Origin of the sequence: Halomonas denitrificans, assembly GCA_019800895.1 — a bacterium.
Taxonomy (GTDB): Bacteria; Pseudomonadota; Gammaproteobacteria; order Xanthomonadales; family Wenzhouxiangellaceae.
This window is the reverse complement of record JAHVKF010000003.1, coordinates 872,359-889,821: the sequence shown is the minus strand read 5'-3', so window position 1 is coordinate 889,821 and position 17,463 is coordinate 872,359. Positions and strand designations below refer to the sequence as shown.

General features: G+C 67.2%; 14 protein-coding genes and 1 tRNA gene. 6 read left to right on the top strand and 9 right to left on the bottom strand.

Annotated elements, in window-relative coordinates:
* Positions 1-16 precede the first annotated feature (16 nt).
* The 6 genes from KUV67_12545 to putA form a co-directional block, all read right to left on the bottom strand.
* On the bottom strand, positions 17-1,597 hold the full coding sequence (locus KUV67_12545; protein MBY6205714.1) for an AbgT family transporter: 1,581 nt from the start codon (positions 1,595-1,597) through the stop codon (positions 17-19).
* 221 nt (positions 1,598-1,818) lie between these two features.
* Positions 1,819-2,130 (bottom strand): DUF1820 family protein, encoded by a 312-nt coding sequence (locus tag KUV67_12540; GenBank protein ID MBY6205713.1) that lies wholly within the window; start codon positions 2,128-2,130, stop codon positions 1,819-1,821.
* Positions 2,131-2,134: 4 nt separating this feature from the next.
* Entirely contained in the window at positions 2,135-2,833 is a 699-nt protein-coding gene (locus KUV67_12535; GenBank protein ID MBY6205712.1) for a rhomboid family intramembrane serine protease, read from the bottom strand.
* Positions 2,834-2,912: 79 nt separating this feature from the next.
* Positions 2,913-3,716, bottom strand: a complete 804-nt coding sequence (locus KUV67_12530; protein ID MBY6205711.1) for a general secretion pathway protein GspB — start codon at positions 3,714-3,716, stop codon at positions 2,913-2,915.
* A 146-nt stretch (positions 3,717-3,862) separates the two neighbouring features.
* Complete coding sequence (locus KUV67_12525; GenBank protein MBY6205710.1) at positions 3,863-5,470, bottom strand: AAA family ATPase; 1,608 nt, start codon at positions 5,468-5,470, stop codon at positions 3,863-3,865.
* A 21-nt stretch (positions 5,471-5,491) separates the two neighbouring features.
* The gene (gene putA, locus KUV67_12520) at positions 5,492-8,659 is read right to left on the bottom strand and encodes a bifunctional proline dehydrogenase/L-glutamate gamma-semialdehyde dehydrogenase PutA (protein MBY6205709.1); all 3,168 of its coding nucleotides are present in this window, start codon (positions 8,657-8,659) and stop codon (positions 5,492-5,494) included.
* Positions 8,660-8,901: 242 nt separating this feature from the next.
* On the opposite strand from putA, the gene KUV67_12515 reads away from it, so the two are divergent.
* From KUV67_12515 to KUV67_12490, 6 genes are all read left to right on the top strand, one after another.
* The gene (locus KUV67_12515; protein MBY6205708.1) at positions 8,902-9,405 is read left to right on the top strand and encodes a DUF2244 domain-containing protein; all 504 of its coding nucleotides are present in this window, start codon (positions 8,902-8,904) and stop codon (positions 9,403-9,405) included.
* Between the two features lie 142 nt (positions 9,406-9,547).
* Positions 9,548-10,363, top strand: a complete 816-nt coding sequence (coxB, locus tag KUV67_12510) for a cytochrome c oxidase subunit II (protein MBY6205707.1) — start codon at positions 9,548-9,550, stop codon at positions 10,361-10,363.
* 125 nt (positions 10,364-10,488) lie between these two features.
* Entirely contained in the window at positions 10,489-12,102 is a 1,614-nt protein-coding gene (ctaD, locus tag KUV67_12505) for a cytochrome c oxidase subunit I (protein ID MBY6205706.1), read from the top strand.
* A gap of 1 nt (position 12,103) precedes the next feature.
* The gene (locus KUV67_12500) at positions 12,104-12,283 is read left to right on the top strand and encodes a hypothetical protein (protein MBY6205705.1); all 180 of its coding nucleotides are present in this window, start codon (positions 12,104-12,106) and stop codon (positions 12,281-12,283) included.
* Positions 12,284-12,308: 25 nt separating this feature from the next.
* The gene (locus KUV67_12495) at positions 12,309-12,875 is read left to right on the top strand and encodes a cytochrome c oxidase assembly protein (protein ID MBY6205704.1); all 567 of its coding nucleotides are present in this window, start codon (positions 12,309-12,311) and stop codon (positions 12,873-12,875) included.
* Between the two features lie 32 nt (positions 12,876-12,907).
* Positions 12,908-13,768: a cytochrome c oxidase subunit 3 gene (locus KUV67_12490; protein MBY6205703.1), complete on the top strand. Its 861-nt coding sequence runs from the start codon at positions 12,908-12,910 to the stop codon at positions 13,766-13,768.
* Positions 13,769-13,942: 174 nt separating this feature from the next.
* Here the strand turns inward: KUV67_12490 and infC are convergent, their stop codons facing one another.
* The 3 genes from infC to KUV67_12475 form a co-directional block, all read right to left on the bottom strand.
* Positions 13,943-14,461: a translation initiation factor IF-3 gene (gene infC / locus KUV67_12485; GenBank protein MBY6205702.1), complete on the bottom strand. Its 519-nt coding sequence runs from the start codon at positions 14,459-14,461 to the stop codon at positions 13,943-13,945.
* Between the two features lie 167 nt (positions 14,462-14,628).
* Positions 14,629-16,554 carry a threonine--tRNA ligase gene (thrS, locus tag KUV67_12480; GenBank protein ID MBY6205701.1) on the bottom strand — a complete coding sequence of 642 codons (1,926 nt, stop codon included), beginning with the start codon at positions 16,552-16,554 and terminating at the stop codon, positions 14,629-14,631.
* Between the two features lie 793 nt (positions 16,555-17,347).
* Positions 17,348-17,424 (bottom strand) — tRNA-Val (locus KUV67_12475).
* Between the last annotated feature and the right edge of the window lie 39 nt (positions 17,425-17,463).

Genomic DNA, 17,463 nt, shown 5'->3' with positions numbered 1-17,463 from the left:
CGGCTCCCGACGTCGATCAGCCAGCCGGGTACGGGTAGACGTAGCTGGTGCCCGGGCCGAGCGGCAGGCCCAGCATCCAGTAGCCGATCAGGAAGACCGACCAGACCAGCAGGAACACCACGGAGAACGGCAGCATCAGCGACACCAGCGTGCCGATGCCGGTCGACTTCACGTAGCGCTGGCAGTACACCACGACCAGTGGGAAGTACGGCATCAGCGGCGTGATGATGTTGGTCGACGAATCGCCGACCCGATAGGCTGCCTGGGTCAGCTCCGGCGAGAAGCCGACCTGCATCAACATCGGCACGAAGATCGGCGCCAGCAACGCCCATTTGGCCGACGCCGACCCGACGAACAGGTTGACGAAGCCGACCAGCAGGATGATGCCGAACAGGGTCAGCCCGCCCGGCAGCGCCAGCTCGCGCAGGAAGTTGCCGCCTTCCACCGCCAGCAGCACACCCAGGCCCGAGCGGCCGAACTCGGCCACGAACAGCGCGCAGAAGAACGCCATGACGATGTAGTAGGCCATCGAGCTCATCGTCGTCGACATCGCGTCCACGACGTCCTTGCTCTTCTCGAAGGTGCCGGTCATGTAGCCGTAGATCACCCCCGGCACCACGAAGAAGATGAAGATCAGCGGCACGATCGACTGCATGATCGGCGCCGAGAACTGGGTCAGTTCGCCGGTCGCGGCGTCACGGAACGGCGAACCGCCCGGAATCAGCGCGAGGACCAGGAGCACGAAGCCGATCGCCATGACGGCGGTCGACACCCACATCGCCCGGTTCTCCTTCGTGCTGATGTCGTGCATCTCGGGCATCTCCTCCTTGTCGCCGTCCAGCGGCGTGTCGGCGAGGCGCGGCTCGATGATCCGGTCGGTGATCCACCAACCGAGCAGCACGATCACCAGACACGAGGCCGAGGTGAAGTACCAGTTGATCAGCGGGTGGAGTTCCACGCTCGCGTCGGCGAGCTGGGCGGCCGGCAGCGTGAAGCCCATCAGCAGCGGATCGATCGCCGACGGGATGAAGTTCGCCGAGAAGCCCCCGGACACACCGGCGAAGGCCGCCGCGATGCCGGCCAGGGGGTGGCGACCGGCGGCGTAGAAGATGATGCCGCCGAGCGGAATCACCACCACGTAGCCCGCGTCGACCGCGGTATGGCTGATGATCGCGATCAGGATCAGCATCGGCGTGAGCAGCATCTTGGGCGTGAACGCCAGCAGCTTCTTCAGCAGCGCGTTGATGTAGCCGCTCTGTTCGGCCACGCCGACCCCGAGCATGGCGACCAGGACCACGCCCAGCGGCGCAAAGCCGGTAAAGGTGTCGACCATGGTAGTCAGGAAACTGACCAGGTTCGAACCGGTCAGCAGGTTGGTGATGGTGATGGCCTCACCGGTCGACGGATGCTGGGCGCCGAACTGAACGCCGGACAGCAGCCAGGACAGGATCCAGACCACGATCATCAGCAGCAGGAACAGCATGGCCGGGTCGGGCAGCTTGTTGCCGACGACCTCGATGAAGTTCAGCGCGCGATTGAGCCAGCCGCCCTCGTTGGTGGTTCCGCCGTTGTCGGACGGCTTCGATTCGGTGTTCATTGCGGAAGGCTCCCCGTGGTTGTGCGGATCATCGTGATTGTCGTTTCGTCGTTGTCGTTGTGCCGGTCGTGGTGTGGACCGCGATTCCGGGGCCTGCATCGGCCCGGCGCCTGCGGGATCCGGGGTCCGGAGCGACCGGATGAAGCGGCTGCGGGCGCGCCGGGAAAGCTACCACAACCGCCCTGCCCCGACCAGTTCCGCGCCGGCGGCGCCGTCCGGGCCTAGCGCTTGCGTCCGGGACCGTCGACCGGCAGCGGCGTGACCTTCTCGCCGCTGGTCCGGTCGCGGATCACGCTGGCCCCGCGCTTCTTCACCTTCTCGATCCGGATCACCGACTGCATCGGCAGCAGCAGCTGCTCCGTGTCGGCGAACTCGCGACGCATCCGTTCCTCGGTCGGATCGATGACGACCCCGGTCTCGGTGTCGAACAACAGCTTCGTCACGGTCACGAAGCCGACCAGGTGGCTGGACTCGACGGCCTCGGCGAACAGCTCGTAGACCTGGCCCCGGTTCAGGAACACGATCTTGTACATCGATTCAATCCTCTTTCGAGTCGAGCCGCGGGTTGCGTCTCAAGCGGAACAAGCCCGCGACCGCGACGCCGGACAGGAAGCCGGCGACATGGGTCCACCAGGCCACTTCGCCCGACTGCGGGCCGAACACCCAGTAGAGCAACTGGAGCGTGAACCAGGAGCCGATCACCAGCAGCGCCGGAATCCGCGCGAACTGGAGGAACACACCCAGCGGCAGCCACAGGCCGATCCGTCGGGTCGGGAACAGGCCCAGGTACAGACCGATCACCGCCGAGACGCCGCCGCTGGCGCCGACCACGGTCCGGCCCAGATCGGGGCTCCCGAGCACGACCGAGAAATTGGCCAGGGCGCCGAGGAGCACGAACGCGAGCACGAACTGCGCGTGGCCGATCGCACGTTCGACGGGAATACCGAACACCCACAGGTAGGCCAGGTTGCCGACCAGGTGGAGCCCGCTGGCATGCACGAACAGCGCGGTGAACAGGGCGCCCACCTGGCGCAGGTCTCGCTGCTCGCCCCCGGACAGGGCAGCGCTGACCTGGTCGGGCGAGAAGCCCCAGAACTCGAGCCAGTTGCCCGCCGCCGGTCCGATCTGGAGCAGGTGGACGCCCCACATCAGCGATGCGACCAGCGAAACCCCGAACACGCCGCCGGGAAAGCGCGAGGCGCGCGAACGCCGTTCCGTGCGGTGGACGACGCTCACCGGCCCCCGCAGGGTCGAGGCCCCGCGCCGACCGCCGGCCAGTGCGCCCGATTGCGCGGCATCCGGGGCCGGGCCGTGCTCATTCGATCCGGATCCGGTAGTTGCGGTACCCGACCACGATGCCCCGCGGCCTGATTTCCTCGAGCTGCACGCCGCGCGCCAGGGCATCGCCTTCGCCGTAGCGCTCGCCGTCGACCAGCACGAAGCGATCGGCCGGATCGGGCGCGAACACGTGGACCGCCACCTCGATCCGGGGGAATTCCGCACGCAGGCCTGCCGGAAGCTCCCACGGCAGAATGCTGTCGTCTCGCGACGCCGTGGCCGGGGCATTTCCGGCGACCTCGGGAGCGTTCTCGAGCTCCTCCCGCGGGCGACCCGCTGTCTCGGCCGGCGCGCTCGAAGCCGCTGCCTGCGTTCGCGGCGACGCATCGAGCGCGGCCGCCGCATCGTCGAGAGCGGATTCCGGCGGCTCGGGGCGATTCGCAGTCGCGGCGCCGCTCGGCGCTGCGGATTCCACGCCGGCAGCCGCGGTGGGCTCGCCGTCCAGCGTCGGATCGGGCTCCGGAACGGCGTCGGCCCCTTCGCCTGCCGCCGGCGTCCGCGGCGCGGCCGCGAGCGACGCCTCCGCAGGCTCGATCGCGGCGGCAACCTCCGGCGAGGTTTCAACGGCGGGTTCCGGGGCCGGACGCCGATACACCGGGGCGACCAGCTGCTGCTCCGGTTCGAGTTCGGGTTGGGGGTCGTCGTCGGCCGAGCGCGAGCCAGCGTCCGCCGCGGCCGGCGAATCGGCCCAGGACCGCCACGCCGAGGCCAGTTCCGCCGAGCCGGGCCGGCCCGCGGCCCACCAGGCGGCCGCAAAGAGCAGCGCCAGCAAGATGAGCACGAGGACGAGCCAGGGGCCGCGGCGGCGCGAACGCGGGGCCGATGCCCGCTCCCCGGCCGCGGGACCGGTCGGCAGGCCCAGCGGCGGCGGCGACCCCGTCGTCCGCCGCTTTTCCGATTTCCTGAGTGCCTCGAGCAGCAGCGACATCAGCGCGGCCCCGCCGGCGGTTCATCTGCACCGTCGTCCGATGTCGCGGGCGCCGTGGCCCCGGTCGGTGCCAGCGCGCCGTTCGCCGCCACCGTCCCGGCCGACGGCGCCGTCATGTAGAGCCGGGTGACCGGGCCGATCATGCCGTCTTCGCGCAGCCCGTTGCGGCGCTGAAAGCCCCGCACCCAGTCCTCGAAGGCCGCGTCGTAGCGATCGTCCAGGGCGCCGTTCCAGGGCGATTCGGCATGCGCAGCGGCGGTCCGCTTCAGCGATTCGATCGCCGCATCGCGTTCGCCGCTGCGCCAGATCCGGCCGCTGTCGGGCCAGATCGCGAGAAACTCACCACGCCACCGCCGCTCCACCGCGTCCGACGGCACGCGGAAGTCCTGGCCCGACTGGCGGATCCGCAGCTGCCGGTCGCCGAGCGCGACCAGCAGCACCATCGCGTCCTCCGGCTCGGCCAGGCGCAGCAGCACCGGTCGGCCGAGGTCGCGGATCAGGGCCAGGTTGCCCCGCAGGCGGTAGCAGGCCAGGCCCTCGGCGTGCTGGTCGCGGCAGGCGGTCTCGACCAGCGCGGCGTCCACGCCGGGCCAGAGCGCGGCGGCTTCGCGCATCGCATCAATGGCGCTGGCATCGTCGAGCACCTGCCTCCACATCGGCTGCGGCTCGTCCGGCGGCGGTTCGGCGGGCACCCGGTTCAGGGACCAGACCACGCCCGCGGCAACGACCAGCACCAGCACCACCGCGGCCAGCGAAAGCCCCGCGGTCAGGCTGCGTCGACCGCCCTCCTCGTCGCCGACCACCACCTCGCCGGCGGCCCGATTGATCAAGGCCGGCGTGATGCGGTCGCTCTCGGCCGCGTAGCCGGCCATCAGCGCGCGATCGGCAATGATGTTGATCAGCCGCGGCACGCCGCCGGAGACGTGGTGCAGCGTGCGCAGCGCCGCCGGCGTGAACGGGCAGCGCTCGGCGCCGGCGATGGTCAGCCGGTGACGCACGTATTCGGCGGTCTCGGTCGGCGCCAGGGGGGCCAGGTGATAGCGTGCGGTGATCCGCTGCGCGAGCTGGCGCAGCGACGGGCGCGACAGTAGTTCGCGCAACTCCGGCTGGCCGAGCAGGATGATCTGCAGCAGCTTGTCGGTGGCGGTCTCGAGGTTGGTCAGCAGGCGGACCTGCTCCAGGGTCTCGCGGCTCATGTTCTGCGCTTCGTCGACGATCAGGACCGCGCGCTCGCCGGCGGAATGGATGTCGAGCAGCCGCCGGTTGAGGCGCTCGTTGAGATCCTCCAGGCTGCCGTCGGAGTCCTCGAGCGGAACCGCCAGCTCGCGGCAGACCGCGCGCAGGAGCTCGCGCGGCTCGAGCATGGGGTTGAGCACCAGCGCGATGTGCGTGCGTTCGGGCACCTGCTCGAGCAGCAAGCGGCACAAGGTGGTCTTGCCGGTGCCGACTTCGCCGGTGAGCTGGACGAAGCCCCCGCTGCCGCCGCGGCCGATGCCGTACAACAGGTGCGCCAGGGCGTCCTGGTGGCGCTGGCTCAGGTAGACGAAGCGCGGGTCCGGGGTGATCGAGAACGGGCGCTCGTCGAGACCGTAGAACTGTTCGTACATGTCAGCGGGCTGCGCTCATGGTCAGTCCGACAGCACCATCAGCGAAGCGTTTCCTCCGACGGCCGCGGTGTTGATCGTGCGCACGCGCTCGACGGCAAAGCGCGCGAGGTAGTGCGGGCCGCCGGCCTTCGGTCCGGTGCCCGAGAGGCCCTCGCCGCCGAACGGCTGGACGCCGACCACGGCGCCGGTCATGTTTCGATTGACGTAGGCGTTGCCGACATGGACCCGCCGGCACAGGGACTGCTGGACCCGGTCGATGCGGCTGTGCACGCCCAGGGTCAGGCCGTAGCCCGTTGCGTTGATCGCGTCGATGACCTTGTCGATGTCGCGCGCCCGGTAGCGCACCACGTGCAGCATCGGCCCGAACACCTCGCCGTCCAGGCTCTCGATGCCGCTGATCTCGTAGGCGCGCGGCGCGAACCAGAACCCCTCGGGCCGGCGCCCTTCCAACGGCACCTTGGCGAGCAGCTTGGCGCCCGATTCCATCCGGTCGGCGTGCGACTGCAGCATCTGCAGCTGCGAGGCGTCGATCACCGGGCCGATATCGCTCTTGAGGTGGCCGGGCCAGCCGACGCGCAGCTCCTTCATCGCGCCGGCCAGCATCGTCAGCATATGGTCGGCGACGTCGTCCTGCACATACAGCACGCGCAGCGCGGAGCAGCGCTGGCCGGCCGACAGGAACGCCGACTGGATGACGTCGCGGACGACCTGTTCGGCCAGGGCCGAGGAATCGACGATCATCGCGTTCTGGCCGCCGGTCTCGGCAATCAGGGTCGCCAGCGGGCCGTCGCGCTCGGCCAGGGCCCGGTTGATCGCCCGCGCCGTCTCGGTCGACCCCGTGAAGGCCACCCCGGCGATCCGCGGATCGCGGGTCAGCGCCGCACCCAGCCGCCCGTCGCCGGGCAGCATCTGCAGCACGCCCTCGGGAATGCCTGCCTGGTACATCAGTTCGACGGCGCGCGCAGCGACCAGCGGGGTTTGCTCGGCGGGCTTGGCAATGACCGCGTTGCCGGCGACCAGCGCGGCGACCACCTGGCCGGTGAAGATCGCCAGCGGGAAGTTCCACGGGCTGATACAGACGAACACGCCGCGACCGTGCAGGGACAGCTCGTTGTGCTCGCCGGTGGGCCCCGGCAGGACCGTCGGCCCGGCGAACTCGCGGCGTGCTTCCATCGCGTAGTAGCGGCAGAAATCGGCGGCCTCGCGGACTTCGGCGATGCCGTCCTTCAAGGACTTGCCGGCTTCGCGCACGCACAGGGCCATCAGCTCGTCGCGATGGTCCTCGAGCAGGTCGGCCAGGCGATCCAGCGTGGCGGCCCGGTCGGCGGCCGGCGTCGCATCCCAATCGCGCTGCTTCGAAAGCGCCACTTCGATGGCCGGGCCGGCGGCTTCGGGTACCGCGAACGCCACCTCGCCGACCCGATCCTCGCGATCGGCCGGCGAGCGCACGACGCGGGCGGCTTCCGACGGCAGGCCGGAAACGCCCATCGGCGCGGCCCGCCATTCGCCGCTGCCGGTGGCCTTCATCTGCTCGGCCAGGCGTTCCAGATCGCCCTGTCGGGCGAAATTGATGCCGCGGGAATTGCACCGGTCCTCGCCGAACAGATCGACCGGAAGCGGGATCTTCGGGTGCGACAGCACGTCGAAGCGCTCGACCGCCTCGATCGGGTCGGACACCACCTCTTCCGGCGGCAGCCGCTCGTCGACGATGCGATTGACGAAGGAGGTGTTCGCGCCGTTCTCGAGCAGGCGCCGGACCAGGTACGGGAGCAGGTCCTTGTGGTTTCCGACCGGCGCGTAGACGCGGCAGTGGCCCTGGAACCCGTCGTTGTCCAGCACCTCTTCGTAGAGCTCCCGGCCCATCCCGTGCAGGCGCTGGTACTCGAAGTCCGTGCGCGACCCGGCCATTTCGCTGACCGCGCAGATCGTGTGCGCGTTGTGCGTCGCGAACTGCGGGTAGAAGGCACCGGGCAGATCGAGCAGCTTGCGCGCGCAGGCCAGGTAGGACACGTCCGTGTTCGGCTTGCGGCTGAACACCGGGTAGCCGTCGTGCCCTTCGACCTGGGCGAACTTGATCTCCGTGTCCCAGTAGGCGCCCTTGACCAGCCGGATCGGAATCCGGTGACCGGTCCGCTCGGCCAGCTCGGCGAGCCAGTCGATCGCGGCCCAGGCGCGCTTCTGGTAGGCCTGCAGCGCCAGGCCCAGGCCGTCCCAGCCGGCCAGCGATTCGTCGGCCAGGACCGCGGCGAACACGTCCAGCGACAGCATCAGCCGCTCGGCCTCCTCGGCATCGACGGTCAGCGCGATGCCCGCATCGCGCGCCCGGCGGGCGAGATCGAGGAGTACGGGTGCGAGCTCGTCGAGGACCCGCTGGCGCTTGGCCGGCTCGTAGCGCGGGTGCAGCGCCGAGAGCTTGACCGAGATGCTCGGCACGTCGAACACGTCGCGCTCGTCGCCGGCCTTTCGGATCGCCGCGCCGATCGCGTCGATCGCATCGGCGTAGGCCTGGCGGTAGCGCTCGGCGTCCTCGGCGGTCAGCGCCGCCTCGCCGAGCATGTCGAAGGAATAGCGGAAGCGGCGGTTGCCCTTCTTCCCCGCGCGATCCATGGCCTCGGAGATCGTCCTGCCCATCACGTACTGGTGGCCCATGATGCGCATGGCCTGGCGAATCGCCAGGCGCACCACCGGTTCGCCGGACTTGTTGGCCAGCCGCGCCAGGACCGAGCTGAAATCGCGCCGCGCGGACTGCCCCACGCGAACCATCCTGCCGGTCAGCATCAGGCCCCAGGTCGAGGCGTTGACGAACAGCGATTCGCTCTTGCCGAGATGGGTTTCCCAATTGGCTTCCGACAGCTTGTCGGCGATCAGCGCTTCGGCCGTATCGGAATCCGGGATGCGAAGCAGCGCCTCGGCCAGGCACATCAGCACCACGCCCTCCTCCGACGACAGGTCGTACTCGCGCATGAACGCTTCCATCGCGCCCTGGTCGTCGGCGCGCTTGCGGACCCGGCGAACCAGGTCCACGGCACGGTTCGAGATTGCCGCGCGGGCGTCGGTGCCCAGGCGAATCTCGGCCAGCAGCGACGGCACGTGCTCCGATTCCGGGACGGCCCAGGCCTCGTCCATGGCCCGGCGGAGGGGATGGTCGGGCAGATCGCCCGGATCAACGAAAGGAAAGTCTGCGCTCATCGCGGCCCGCTGCTCCAGAAAAAGGTGGCGAAAATACGAGTCGGTCGGCGCCCGAACAGCGTCCGGACGGGGCCGCTCGGGGCGGCCGGCGCCAGTGTAACGCAACGTCACGCCCGTGCGATTCCGCCCGCACATCCGGCGCCGACGGAGCACGACATCCGTGAACGCCGGCAACGCCTCGAACGATCCGAATCCGTTACAATACGTCGTCTGAGGAACCGCCTGTTCGACGGTCGAACCCGATGCTGAAAATCGAAGCAGCCAGCGGCGCAAGCGGGACCCGCCGCGCCGAGTTGCTTTCGAACCTTTCACTGACCCTCGACCGGCTGGCCGTCGTGTTCCTGGTGCTCAGCGCGATCACGCTGCTGGTGGCCCTGCTGCCGACGCTGATGGGGTTCTGGCCGGTGTTCGCGATCGCGATGGTCCACCTGGCGATCGTCGGCTGGTGTTTCCGGCTGGCCTGGCGGGGGCACTGGCATCGACAGGAAGTGTGCGTCGATGCCGACCGCCTGACGCTGGTCGACTGTTCCGCTCGAGGACGCGTCGAGCGAAGCTGGCCGTCGAGCTGGGTGCGGATCGACGTCGACCGGAGCGGCATCGATCCGCGACTGTTCATCGGCATGCACGATGAACGCACCGAGATCGGCGCGTTCGTGCCGGCCGAGGAGCGTCTCGAAGCGGCCCGGTGGTTGCGCGAGACGCTGGCGGACTGCCGGACCGCCGCGTCCCGCCGGGACGACCGATGACAGCGACCGGCGAAGGGCGTCGCAAGCAGGTTGAGCGACACGGACGAAATGCAAGAATTCAAGCGCGAATTCCACGAATCGTAAATCGACAACGAGCGAGTTCAGGATGAAGAGAACCAACGAACTGATCGTCGGCCTGGCCATGGTTGCGGTGATTGCCGCAGTCACCTGGGCTCTGTTCGCCGTGGGCGACAACATGACGCCGGGCGTGACGCCGTTCAGCCAGGACGTCTACCAACTGCACATGGTGATCCTGGGCATCGTCACGGTCATCGGCGTGCTGGTGTTCGCGGCGATGTTCACCTCGATCTACCTGCACCGGAAATCCAAGGGCGCCGAGGCCGCGCAGTTCACCCACTCGACCAAGGCGGAAATCACCTGGACGGTGATTCCCATCCTGATCCTGGTCGTGATGGCGATCCCGGCCACCCGGGTCCTGATCGACATGGAAGACACGAGCGGCGCCGAACTGAACATCAAGGTCACCGGCTACCAGTGGCTGTGGGGCTACGAGTACATCGAGGACGAGATCCAGTTCTACTCGGCCCTCGACCGCGACAGCGCGCTGGCCCGACAGATCGGCTCCGGCATCGACCCTGCAGAGGTCGAAAACTACCTGCTCGAGGTCGACAACCGGGTCATCGTGCCCACCGACACCCGGATCCGCTTCCTGCTGACCTCCGACGACGTCATCCACTCCTGGTGGGTGCCGGACCTCGGCTGGAAGCGCGATGCGATCCCCGGCATGGTCAACGAAGCCTGGACCCTGATCGAGGAGCCGGGCGTGTACCGCGGCCAGTGCACCGAGTTGTGCGGCAAGGACCACGGCTTCATGCCGGTGGTCATCGAGGCCGTGCCGCCGGAGGAGTACCGCGCCTGGGTCGACAGCCAGAAGGCCGGAATGGCCGCCAGCACGACCAGCGGCGCGGTCGCCGACAGCGGTCCGGCCAGCCCCTGACCGGCCCGACCCGGCACGCCATCGAGGCACGGAACCACGCAGACGAATGAATCCGCGACCTGCGGGTCGCGTACGGAAAACGCAGCAGCCCACTGTTCGCAGTTACCTGTTTCAAGGGATCGCTAATGACGACGCAAACCGCACACGTTGACGACCATCACCACGATCAGCCCAAGGGCCTGAAGCGCTGGCTGTTCACGACCAACCACAAGGAGATCGGAACGCTCTACCTGTTCTGGTCCCTGGCCATGTTCCTGATCGGCGGTGCGATGGCGATGGTCATCCGCGCCGAGCTGTTCTCGCCCGGACTGCAGCTGGTCAACCCCGAGTTCTTCAACCAGATGACCACCATGCACGCGCTGGTCATGATCTTCGGCGCGGTCATGCCGGCCTTCGTCGGCCTGGCCAACTGGATGGTGCCGCTGATGGTCGGCGCGCCGGACATGGCGCTGCCGAGAATGAACAACTGGTCGTTCTGGATCCTGCCCTTCGCGTTCCTGATGCTGCTGTCGACCCTGTTCATGCCGTCGGGCGGCCCGGCCTCGGGCTGGACGCTGTACCCGCCGCTGTCGCTGCAGGGCGGCAACAGCTTCGCCTTCGTGATCTTCTCGATCCACCTGATGGGCATCTCGTCGATCATGGGCGCGATCAACATCATCGCGACGATCCTGAACATGCGCGCGCCGGGCATGACCCTGCTTCGCATGCCGCTGTTCGTCTGGACCTGGCTGATCACCGCCTTCCTGCTGATCGCCGTGATGCCGGTGCTGGCCGGCGCGGTGACCATGCTGCTGACCGACCGCTTCTTCGACACCAGCTTCTTCAACGCGGCCGGTGGCGGCGACCCGGTGATGTACCAGCACATCTTCTGGTTCTTCGGTCACCCCGAGGTCTACATCATGATCCTGCCGGCGTTCGGGATCATCTCCGAGATCATCCCGACCTTCTCGCGCAAGCCGTTGTTCGGCTACACCGCGATGGTCTACGCCACGGCCTCGATCGCGTTCCTGTCGTTCATCGTCTGGGCGCACCACATGTTCACCGTGGGCATGCCGCTGGGCGCCGAACTGTTCTTCATGTACGCGACCATGGTCATCGCGGTGCCGACCGGCATCAAGGTGTTCAACTGGGTATCGACCATGTGGCGCGGATCGATGACCTTCGAGACGCCGATGCTGTTCGCGATCGGCTTCGTCATCCTGTTCACGATCGGCGGCCTGTCCGGCGTGATGCTGGCCATCGTGCCTGCCGACTTCCAGTACCACGACACCTATTTCGTGGTCGCCCACTTCCACTACGTGCTGGTGACCGGTGCGATCTACTCGATCATGGCCGCGACCTACTATTGGCTGCCGAAGTGGACCGGCAACATGTACGACGAGCGGCTCGGCAAGATCCATTTCTGGTGGTCGACGATCTCGGTCAACGTGCTGTTCTTCCCGCAGCACTACCTGGGCCTGGCCGGCATGCCGCGCCGTATCCCGGACTACGCCGTCCAGTTCGCCGAGTTCAACCTGATTTCCTCGATCGGCGGCTTCGCGTTCGGCCTGGCGCAGCTGCTGTTCGCCTGGATCGTCATCAAGTGCGTGCGCGGCGGCGAGAAAGCCACTGCGCGGGTCTGGGAAGGCGCTCGCGGCCTCGAGTGGACCGTGCCCTCCCCGGCTCCCCTGCACACCTTCGACACGCCGCCGGTCGTCGACGACTCCGTCGCGGTGCACGAGGACAAGGTGCCGGGCTGACATGGTCGACCGCACGGACTCGAACCGCACGGATCCCGAGCGCGGCGGCACGGCCCGCCGCGACGACGACCGGGACGCACGACGGCGGGGCGTTCGACGCACCGCCATCGCGCTGGCCGTCGTCGCGCTCGCGGTCTACGGTGCGTTCATCCTGAGCGGCGTCTTCGGACGCGCGGTGTAACCCGGCTTCTCCGGACATCCATCCCATGAGCCAGAACGCAAGCGATCGGAAGGAAACGAACACTGCACGCACCGCCGGCAAGCTGGCGCTGCTGGCCGTCGCCATGTTCGGCTTCGGCTACGCGCTGGTGCCGCTCTACGACAAGTTCTGCGAGATCACCGGCATCGGCGGCCGGACCGGCGACGCGGTCGCCGAAGTGGTCGATGCGGGCGACTCGGATCGCACGATCCAGGTCCACTTCGACTCGAACGTCAATTCCGCCCTGGCGTGGGAATTCCGACCGATGGAGAAGTTCATGGACATCCAGCCCGGCCGGATGTACGAGACCGCCTACATCGCCCACAATCGCAGCGACCGGACCCTGGTCGCCCAGGCCGTACCCAGCGTGGCGCCCGGTCAGGCATCGCTGTATTTCAACAAGACCGAGTGCTTCTGTTTCGAACAGCAGCTGCTGGCGCCGGGCGAATCACGCGAAATGCCGGTCCGCTTCTACGTCGATGAGAAGCTGCCGGGCGGGATCGACCTGATCACCCTTTCCTATATCGTCTACAAGAACGAGGATGCGACCGAGCAGGCGTCCGTCGGACCCTGAACGATTCGCCCCGAAACCCACCGGGAGTCAACATGGCAAGCGCAAACTACTACGTCCCCCACACCGCCAAGTGGCCGATCGTCGGTTCGATCGGTCTTTTCCTTCTGGTGTCGGGCTTCGCCAACTGGATGAACGGCAGCGACCTCGGTCCGTGGATGGCCATCGCCGGCGCCGCGACCGTGATCCTGATGATGTTCGGCTGGTTCGCCGACGTGATCAAGGAGTCCGAGTCCGGCCTGTACAACAACAAGGTCGACGCCTCGTTCCGCCAGGGGATGATCTGGTTCATCTTCTCGGAAGTGATGTTCTTCGCGGCCTTCTTCGGCGCGCTGTTCTACGCCCGGGTGCTCTCGGTGCCCTGGATCGGCGGCGAAGGCACCGGCGTGATGACCAACCAGCTGCTCTACCCGGACTACCAGCCGGCGTGGCCCACCAACGGGCCGGCCAACATCGGCGGCGACTTCCAGACGATCGGGGCCTTCGAGCTGCCGCTGATCAACACGCTGATCCTGCTCACCTCGGGCTGGACCATCACCATGGCCCACTGGGCACTGAAGAAGATGCAGCGCCGTGCGCTGGTGCTCTGGATGTTCGCGACCGTCGCGCTGGGTGCCCTCTTCCTGTACCTGCAGGCGGCAGAGTACGTCCACGCCTACCAGGACCTGGGCCTGACGCTCGGCTCCGGCATCTACGGTTCGACCTTCTTCATGCTGACCGGCTTCCACGGCCTGCACGTCACGGTCGGGTCGATCATGCTGCTGGTCATCGCGTTCCGCTGCATGAAGGGCCACTTCAAACCCGACCACCACTTCGGTTTCGAAGCGGTGGCCTGGTACTGGCACTTCGTCGACGTGGTCTGGCTCGGCCTGTTCGTGTTCGTCTACGTGGTCTGACCGGGCCGCCCGGTTCCGGGCCACAACCCGACCACGAAAAAGGGGCCCGGCGGGCCCCTTTTTCGTATCCGGCAATGTGCCGACGTGTCTTCTTCGAGGGATGCGGCCAGCCCGTCGAACGAGCCGTCGAACGATCACTCGTACGGTCGGCCGCGCATCCTCATCGCCTGACGATCATGTCTTCTTCGGCGCGATCATCATCACCATCTGGCGGCCTTCCATGCGCGGAAACTGCTCGACGGTGATCTCGCCTTCCATGTCGCCCTCGACCCGCTTGAGCAGGTCGCGGCCGAGATCCTGGTGGGCCATTTCGCGGCCGCGGAAGCGCAGCGTGACCTTGACCTTGTTGCCTTCCTCGATGAAGCGGCGCAGGTTGCGCATCTTCACGTCATAGTCGTGGTCGTCGGTGCCGGGCCGGAACTTCACTTCCTTGACCTGGACCTGCTTCTGCTTCTTCTTCTGGGCCTGCTGCTTCTTCGATTCCTCGAAGCGGAACTTGCCCCAGTCCATGATCCGGCACACCGGCGGATCCGCCTGCGGCGCGATCTCGACCAGGTCCATGCCCTCTTCCTCGGCCAGCGCGATGGCGTCCTGGATGCTCCGGATGCCGACCTGGTCGCCGTTGGAGGCGACGACTCGCACCTTGGGCGCGGTAATGTCCTGGTTGCGCCGGGTCTTCTTGTCAGTGGCGATGTGGATGTCTCCTTAGCTGTGGATTGAGTTTGTTCGGTGTAACCGCTTCGGCCCCGCCGTTCCGGGCGGGCCTGACATTATGGCCAATCCCGGCCCGATGCCGGCAAACGTCTGCCGGAGGCCGGGCGAACATTGTCGCAGGCCTGCGGCAATGCGGAGAACCGGTGTCAGTCCGCCGGATTCGTCCGACCGCGCTGGGCGACCCACTGACCGAGCTTGTCGGCGAAGGCCTCCAGGCGCATCGAGCCGAGGTCGTTGCCGCTTCGCTGGCGGACGGCGACCGTGCCTTCCTCGACTTCGCGGTCCCCGACCACCAGCAGGAACGGCACCTTGGCCAGGGTCTGCTCGCGGATTTTAAAACCGATCTTTTCGTTCCTCAAGTCGGCCTCGGCGCGGAACCCGAGCTCCTCGAGCCGCCGTGCCACGCCCTGGGCGTACTCGGCCTGGGCGTCGGTGATGTTCATCACCACCGCCTGGACCGGCGCCAGCCACACGGGGAGGTTGCCCGCGTAGTGCTCGATCAGCACGCCGATGAATCGCTCGACCGAGCCGAGGATGGCCCGGTGCAGCATCACCGGCACCTGCTTCTCGCCGTTCTCGTCCACGTAGGCCGCGCCCAGGCGGCCGGGCATCGAGAAATCGACCTGCATCGTGCCGCACTGCCAGACCCGGCCGATGCAGTCGGTCAGCGAGAACTCGATCTTCGGGCCGTAGAAGGCGCCCTCGCCCGGCTGGATTTCATATGGAATTTCAGCGGCTTCCAGCGCTTCCTTCAGCGCGGCCTCGGCCCGGTCCCAGACCTCGTCGGAACCCACCCGCTGCTCGGGCCGCGTCGACAGCTTGACCTGGATGTCCTCGAAGCCGAAGTCCTTGTAGACGTCGAAAACCAGCTCGTTGAAGGCCAGCACCTCGTCGCGCATCTGCTCGGGCGTGCAGAAGATGTGCGCGTCGTCCTGGACGAAGTTGCGCACCCGCATCAGCCCGTGCAGCGAGCCCGACGGCTCGTTCCGGTGGCAGGAGCCGAACTCGGCCATGCGCAACGGCAGGTCGCGGTAGCTCCTGAGGCCCTGGTTGAAGATCTGCACGTGGCAGGGGCAGTTCATCGGCTTGACCGCGTAGGTGCGGTCCTCGGACGAGGTGATGAACATGTTGTCGGAGAAATTGTCCCAGTGGCCCGATTTCTGCCACAGGCTCAGGTCGACGATCTGCGGCGTGTGGACCTCCTGGTAGTCGGCCTCCTGCAGACGATCGCGGATGTAGTCCTGGATCATCCGGTAGATCCGCCAGCCGTGGTCGTGCCAGAACACCATGCCCGGCGCTTCCGGCTGGCTGTGGAACAGGCCCAGCTGCTTGCCGATCTTGCGGTGGTCCCGCTTCTCGGCCTCTTCCAGGCGGCGCAGATAGGCTTTCAGGGCCTTCTTGTCGCCCCAGGCCGTGCCGTAGATGCGCTGGAGCATCTCGTTGTTCGAGTCGCCGCGCCAGTAGGCACCGGCCAGCTTGGTCAGCTTGAACGCCCCCAGCTTGCCCGTCGACGGCACGTGCGGCCCCCGGCACAGATCGATGAAATCGCCCTGCCGGTAAAGCGACAGCGCCTCGTCGGACGGAATGCTCTCGATGATCTCGGCCTTGTACTCCTCGCCCTGGTCGCGGAAGAACTTCACCGCCTCGTCGCGCCCCATCTCGGACCGCTCGACCGGGATGTCCTCGGCCACGATCCGCGCCATCTCCTTCTCGATCGCCTCGAGATCCTCGGGCTTGAAGGGCTTTTCGCGGGCGAAATCGTAGTAGAAGCCGTTATCGACCGTCGGGCCGATCGTGACCTGAGTTTCCGGGAACAGCCGCTTGACCGCCTGCGCCAGCAGGTGCGCCGTCGAATGCCGGATGATCTCCACCCCGTCCTCGTCGCGCCCGGTGATGATCTTCAGGTCCGCGTCGCCGGTGATCCGGAACCCCGTATCCACCAGCTTCCCGTTCACCTCCCCGGCCAGGGCCGCCTTCGCCAGCCCCGGCCCGATCGACTCCGCGACCTCATGCACCGTCACCGGCGCATCGAACGACTTCCGACTCCCGTCGGGCAACGTGATCTCAGGCATGCAAATTCCGTGCAGTCAAAACCGATACGAACCTGCAATTGTACCGGACCGAGAGGAGCCTCCAAGCCGCAAAGCAGCAGTCGGAACCTCCAATCCGACCGCTCGGCAACGACTCGGTGACGCCCAGCTCGCAGTCGGCTACGCCAGCGGCGAGCCGAGGGTATGCTAGCGCAGGAGGGAATTCCGACCTTCAGGGCGTTGGTGATGCGCGACTGGACCGACGCGCGGAGTGCAGGAAACGCAGTGTTGAGACTCGTCGGACCCGGGACCGCCCCGAGCCCGACGAGTCTTGGGGCACATGAGGATCGCGAGCACCGAACGACGGCGCAGGCGGCGTGCCAGGGAGATGGTGGAAATGCAATTCCCTTCTTCAGGGCTTTCCGGGTGCGTCGATTGCACCGGCGCGCGGAGCACAGCGACCGCAGTGTGCCTTGATGGCACATGAGGATCGCGAGCACCGAACGACGAAACAGGCGGCGTGCCAGGGATCTGGAGGAAATGAAATTCCCTTCTTCAGGGCTTTCCTGGTGCGTCGAATGCGCCGGCACGCGGAGCGCAGCGACCGCAGTGTGCCTTGATGGCACATGAGGATCGCGAGCACCGAACGCCGGCCAAGGCGGCGTGCCGGGGACCTGGAGGAAATGCAATTCCCTTCTTCAGGGCTTTCCTGGTGCGTCGAATGCGCCGGCGCGCGGAGCGCAGCGACCGCAGTGTGCCTTGATGGCACATGAGGATCGCGAGCACCGAACGACGGCGCAGGCGGCGTGCCAGGGAAGTTCTGAAGGAGGGAATTTGGTGGGCGATGCTGGATTTGAACCAGCGACCTCTGCCATGTCAAGACAGCGCTCTAACCAACTGAGCTAATCGCCCGTACAGCGAAGCGCGCCAAGATACCAAATCGCCCCCGAT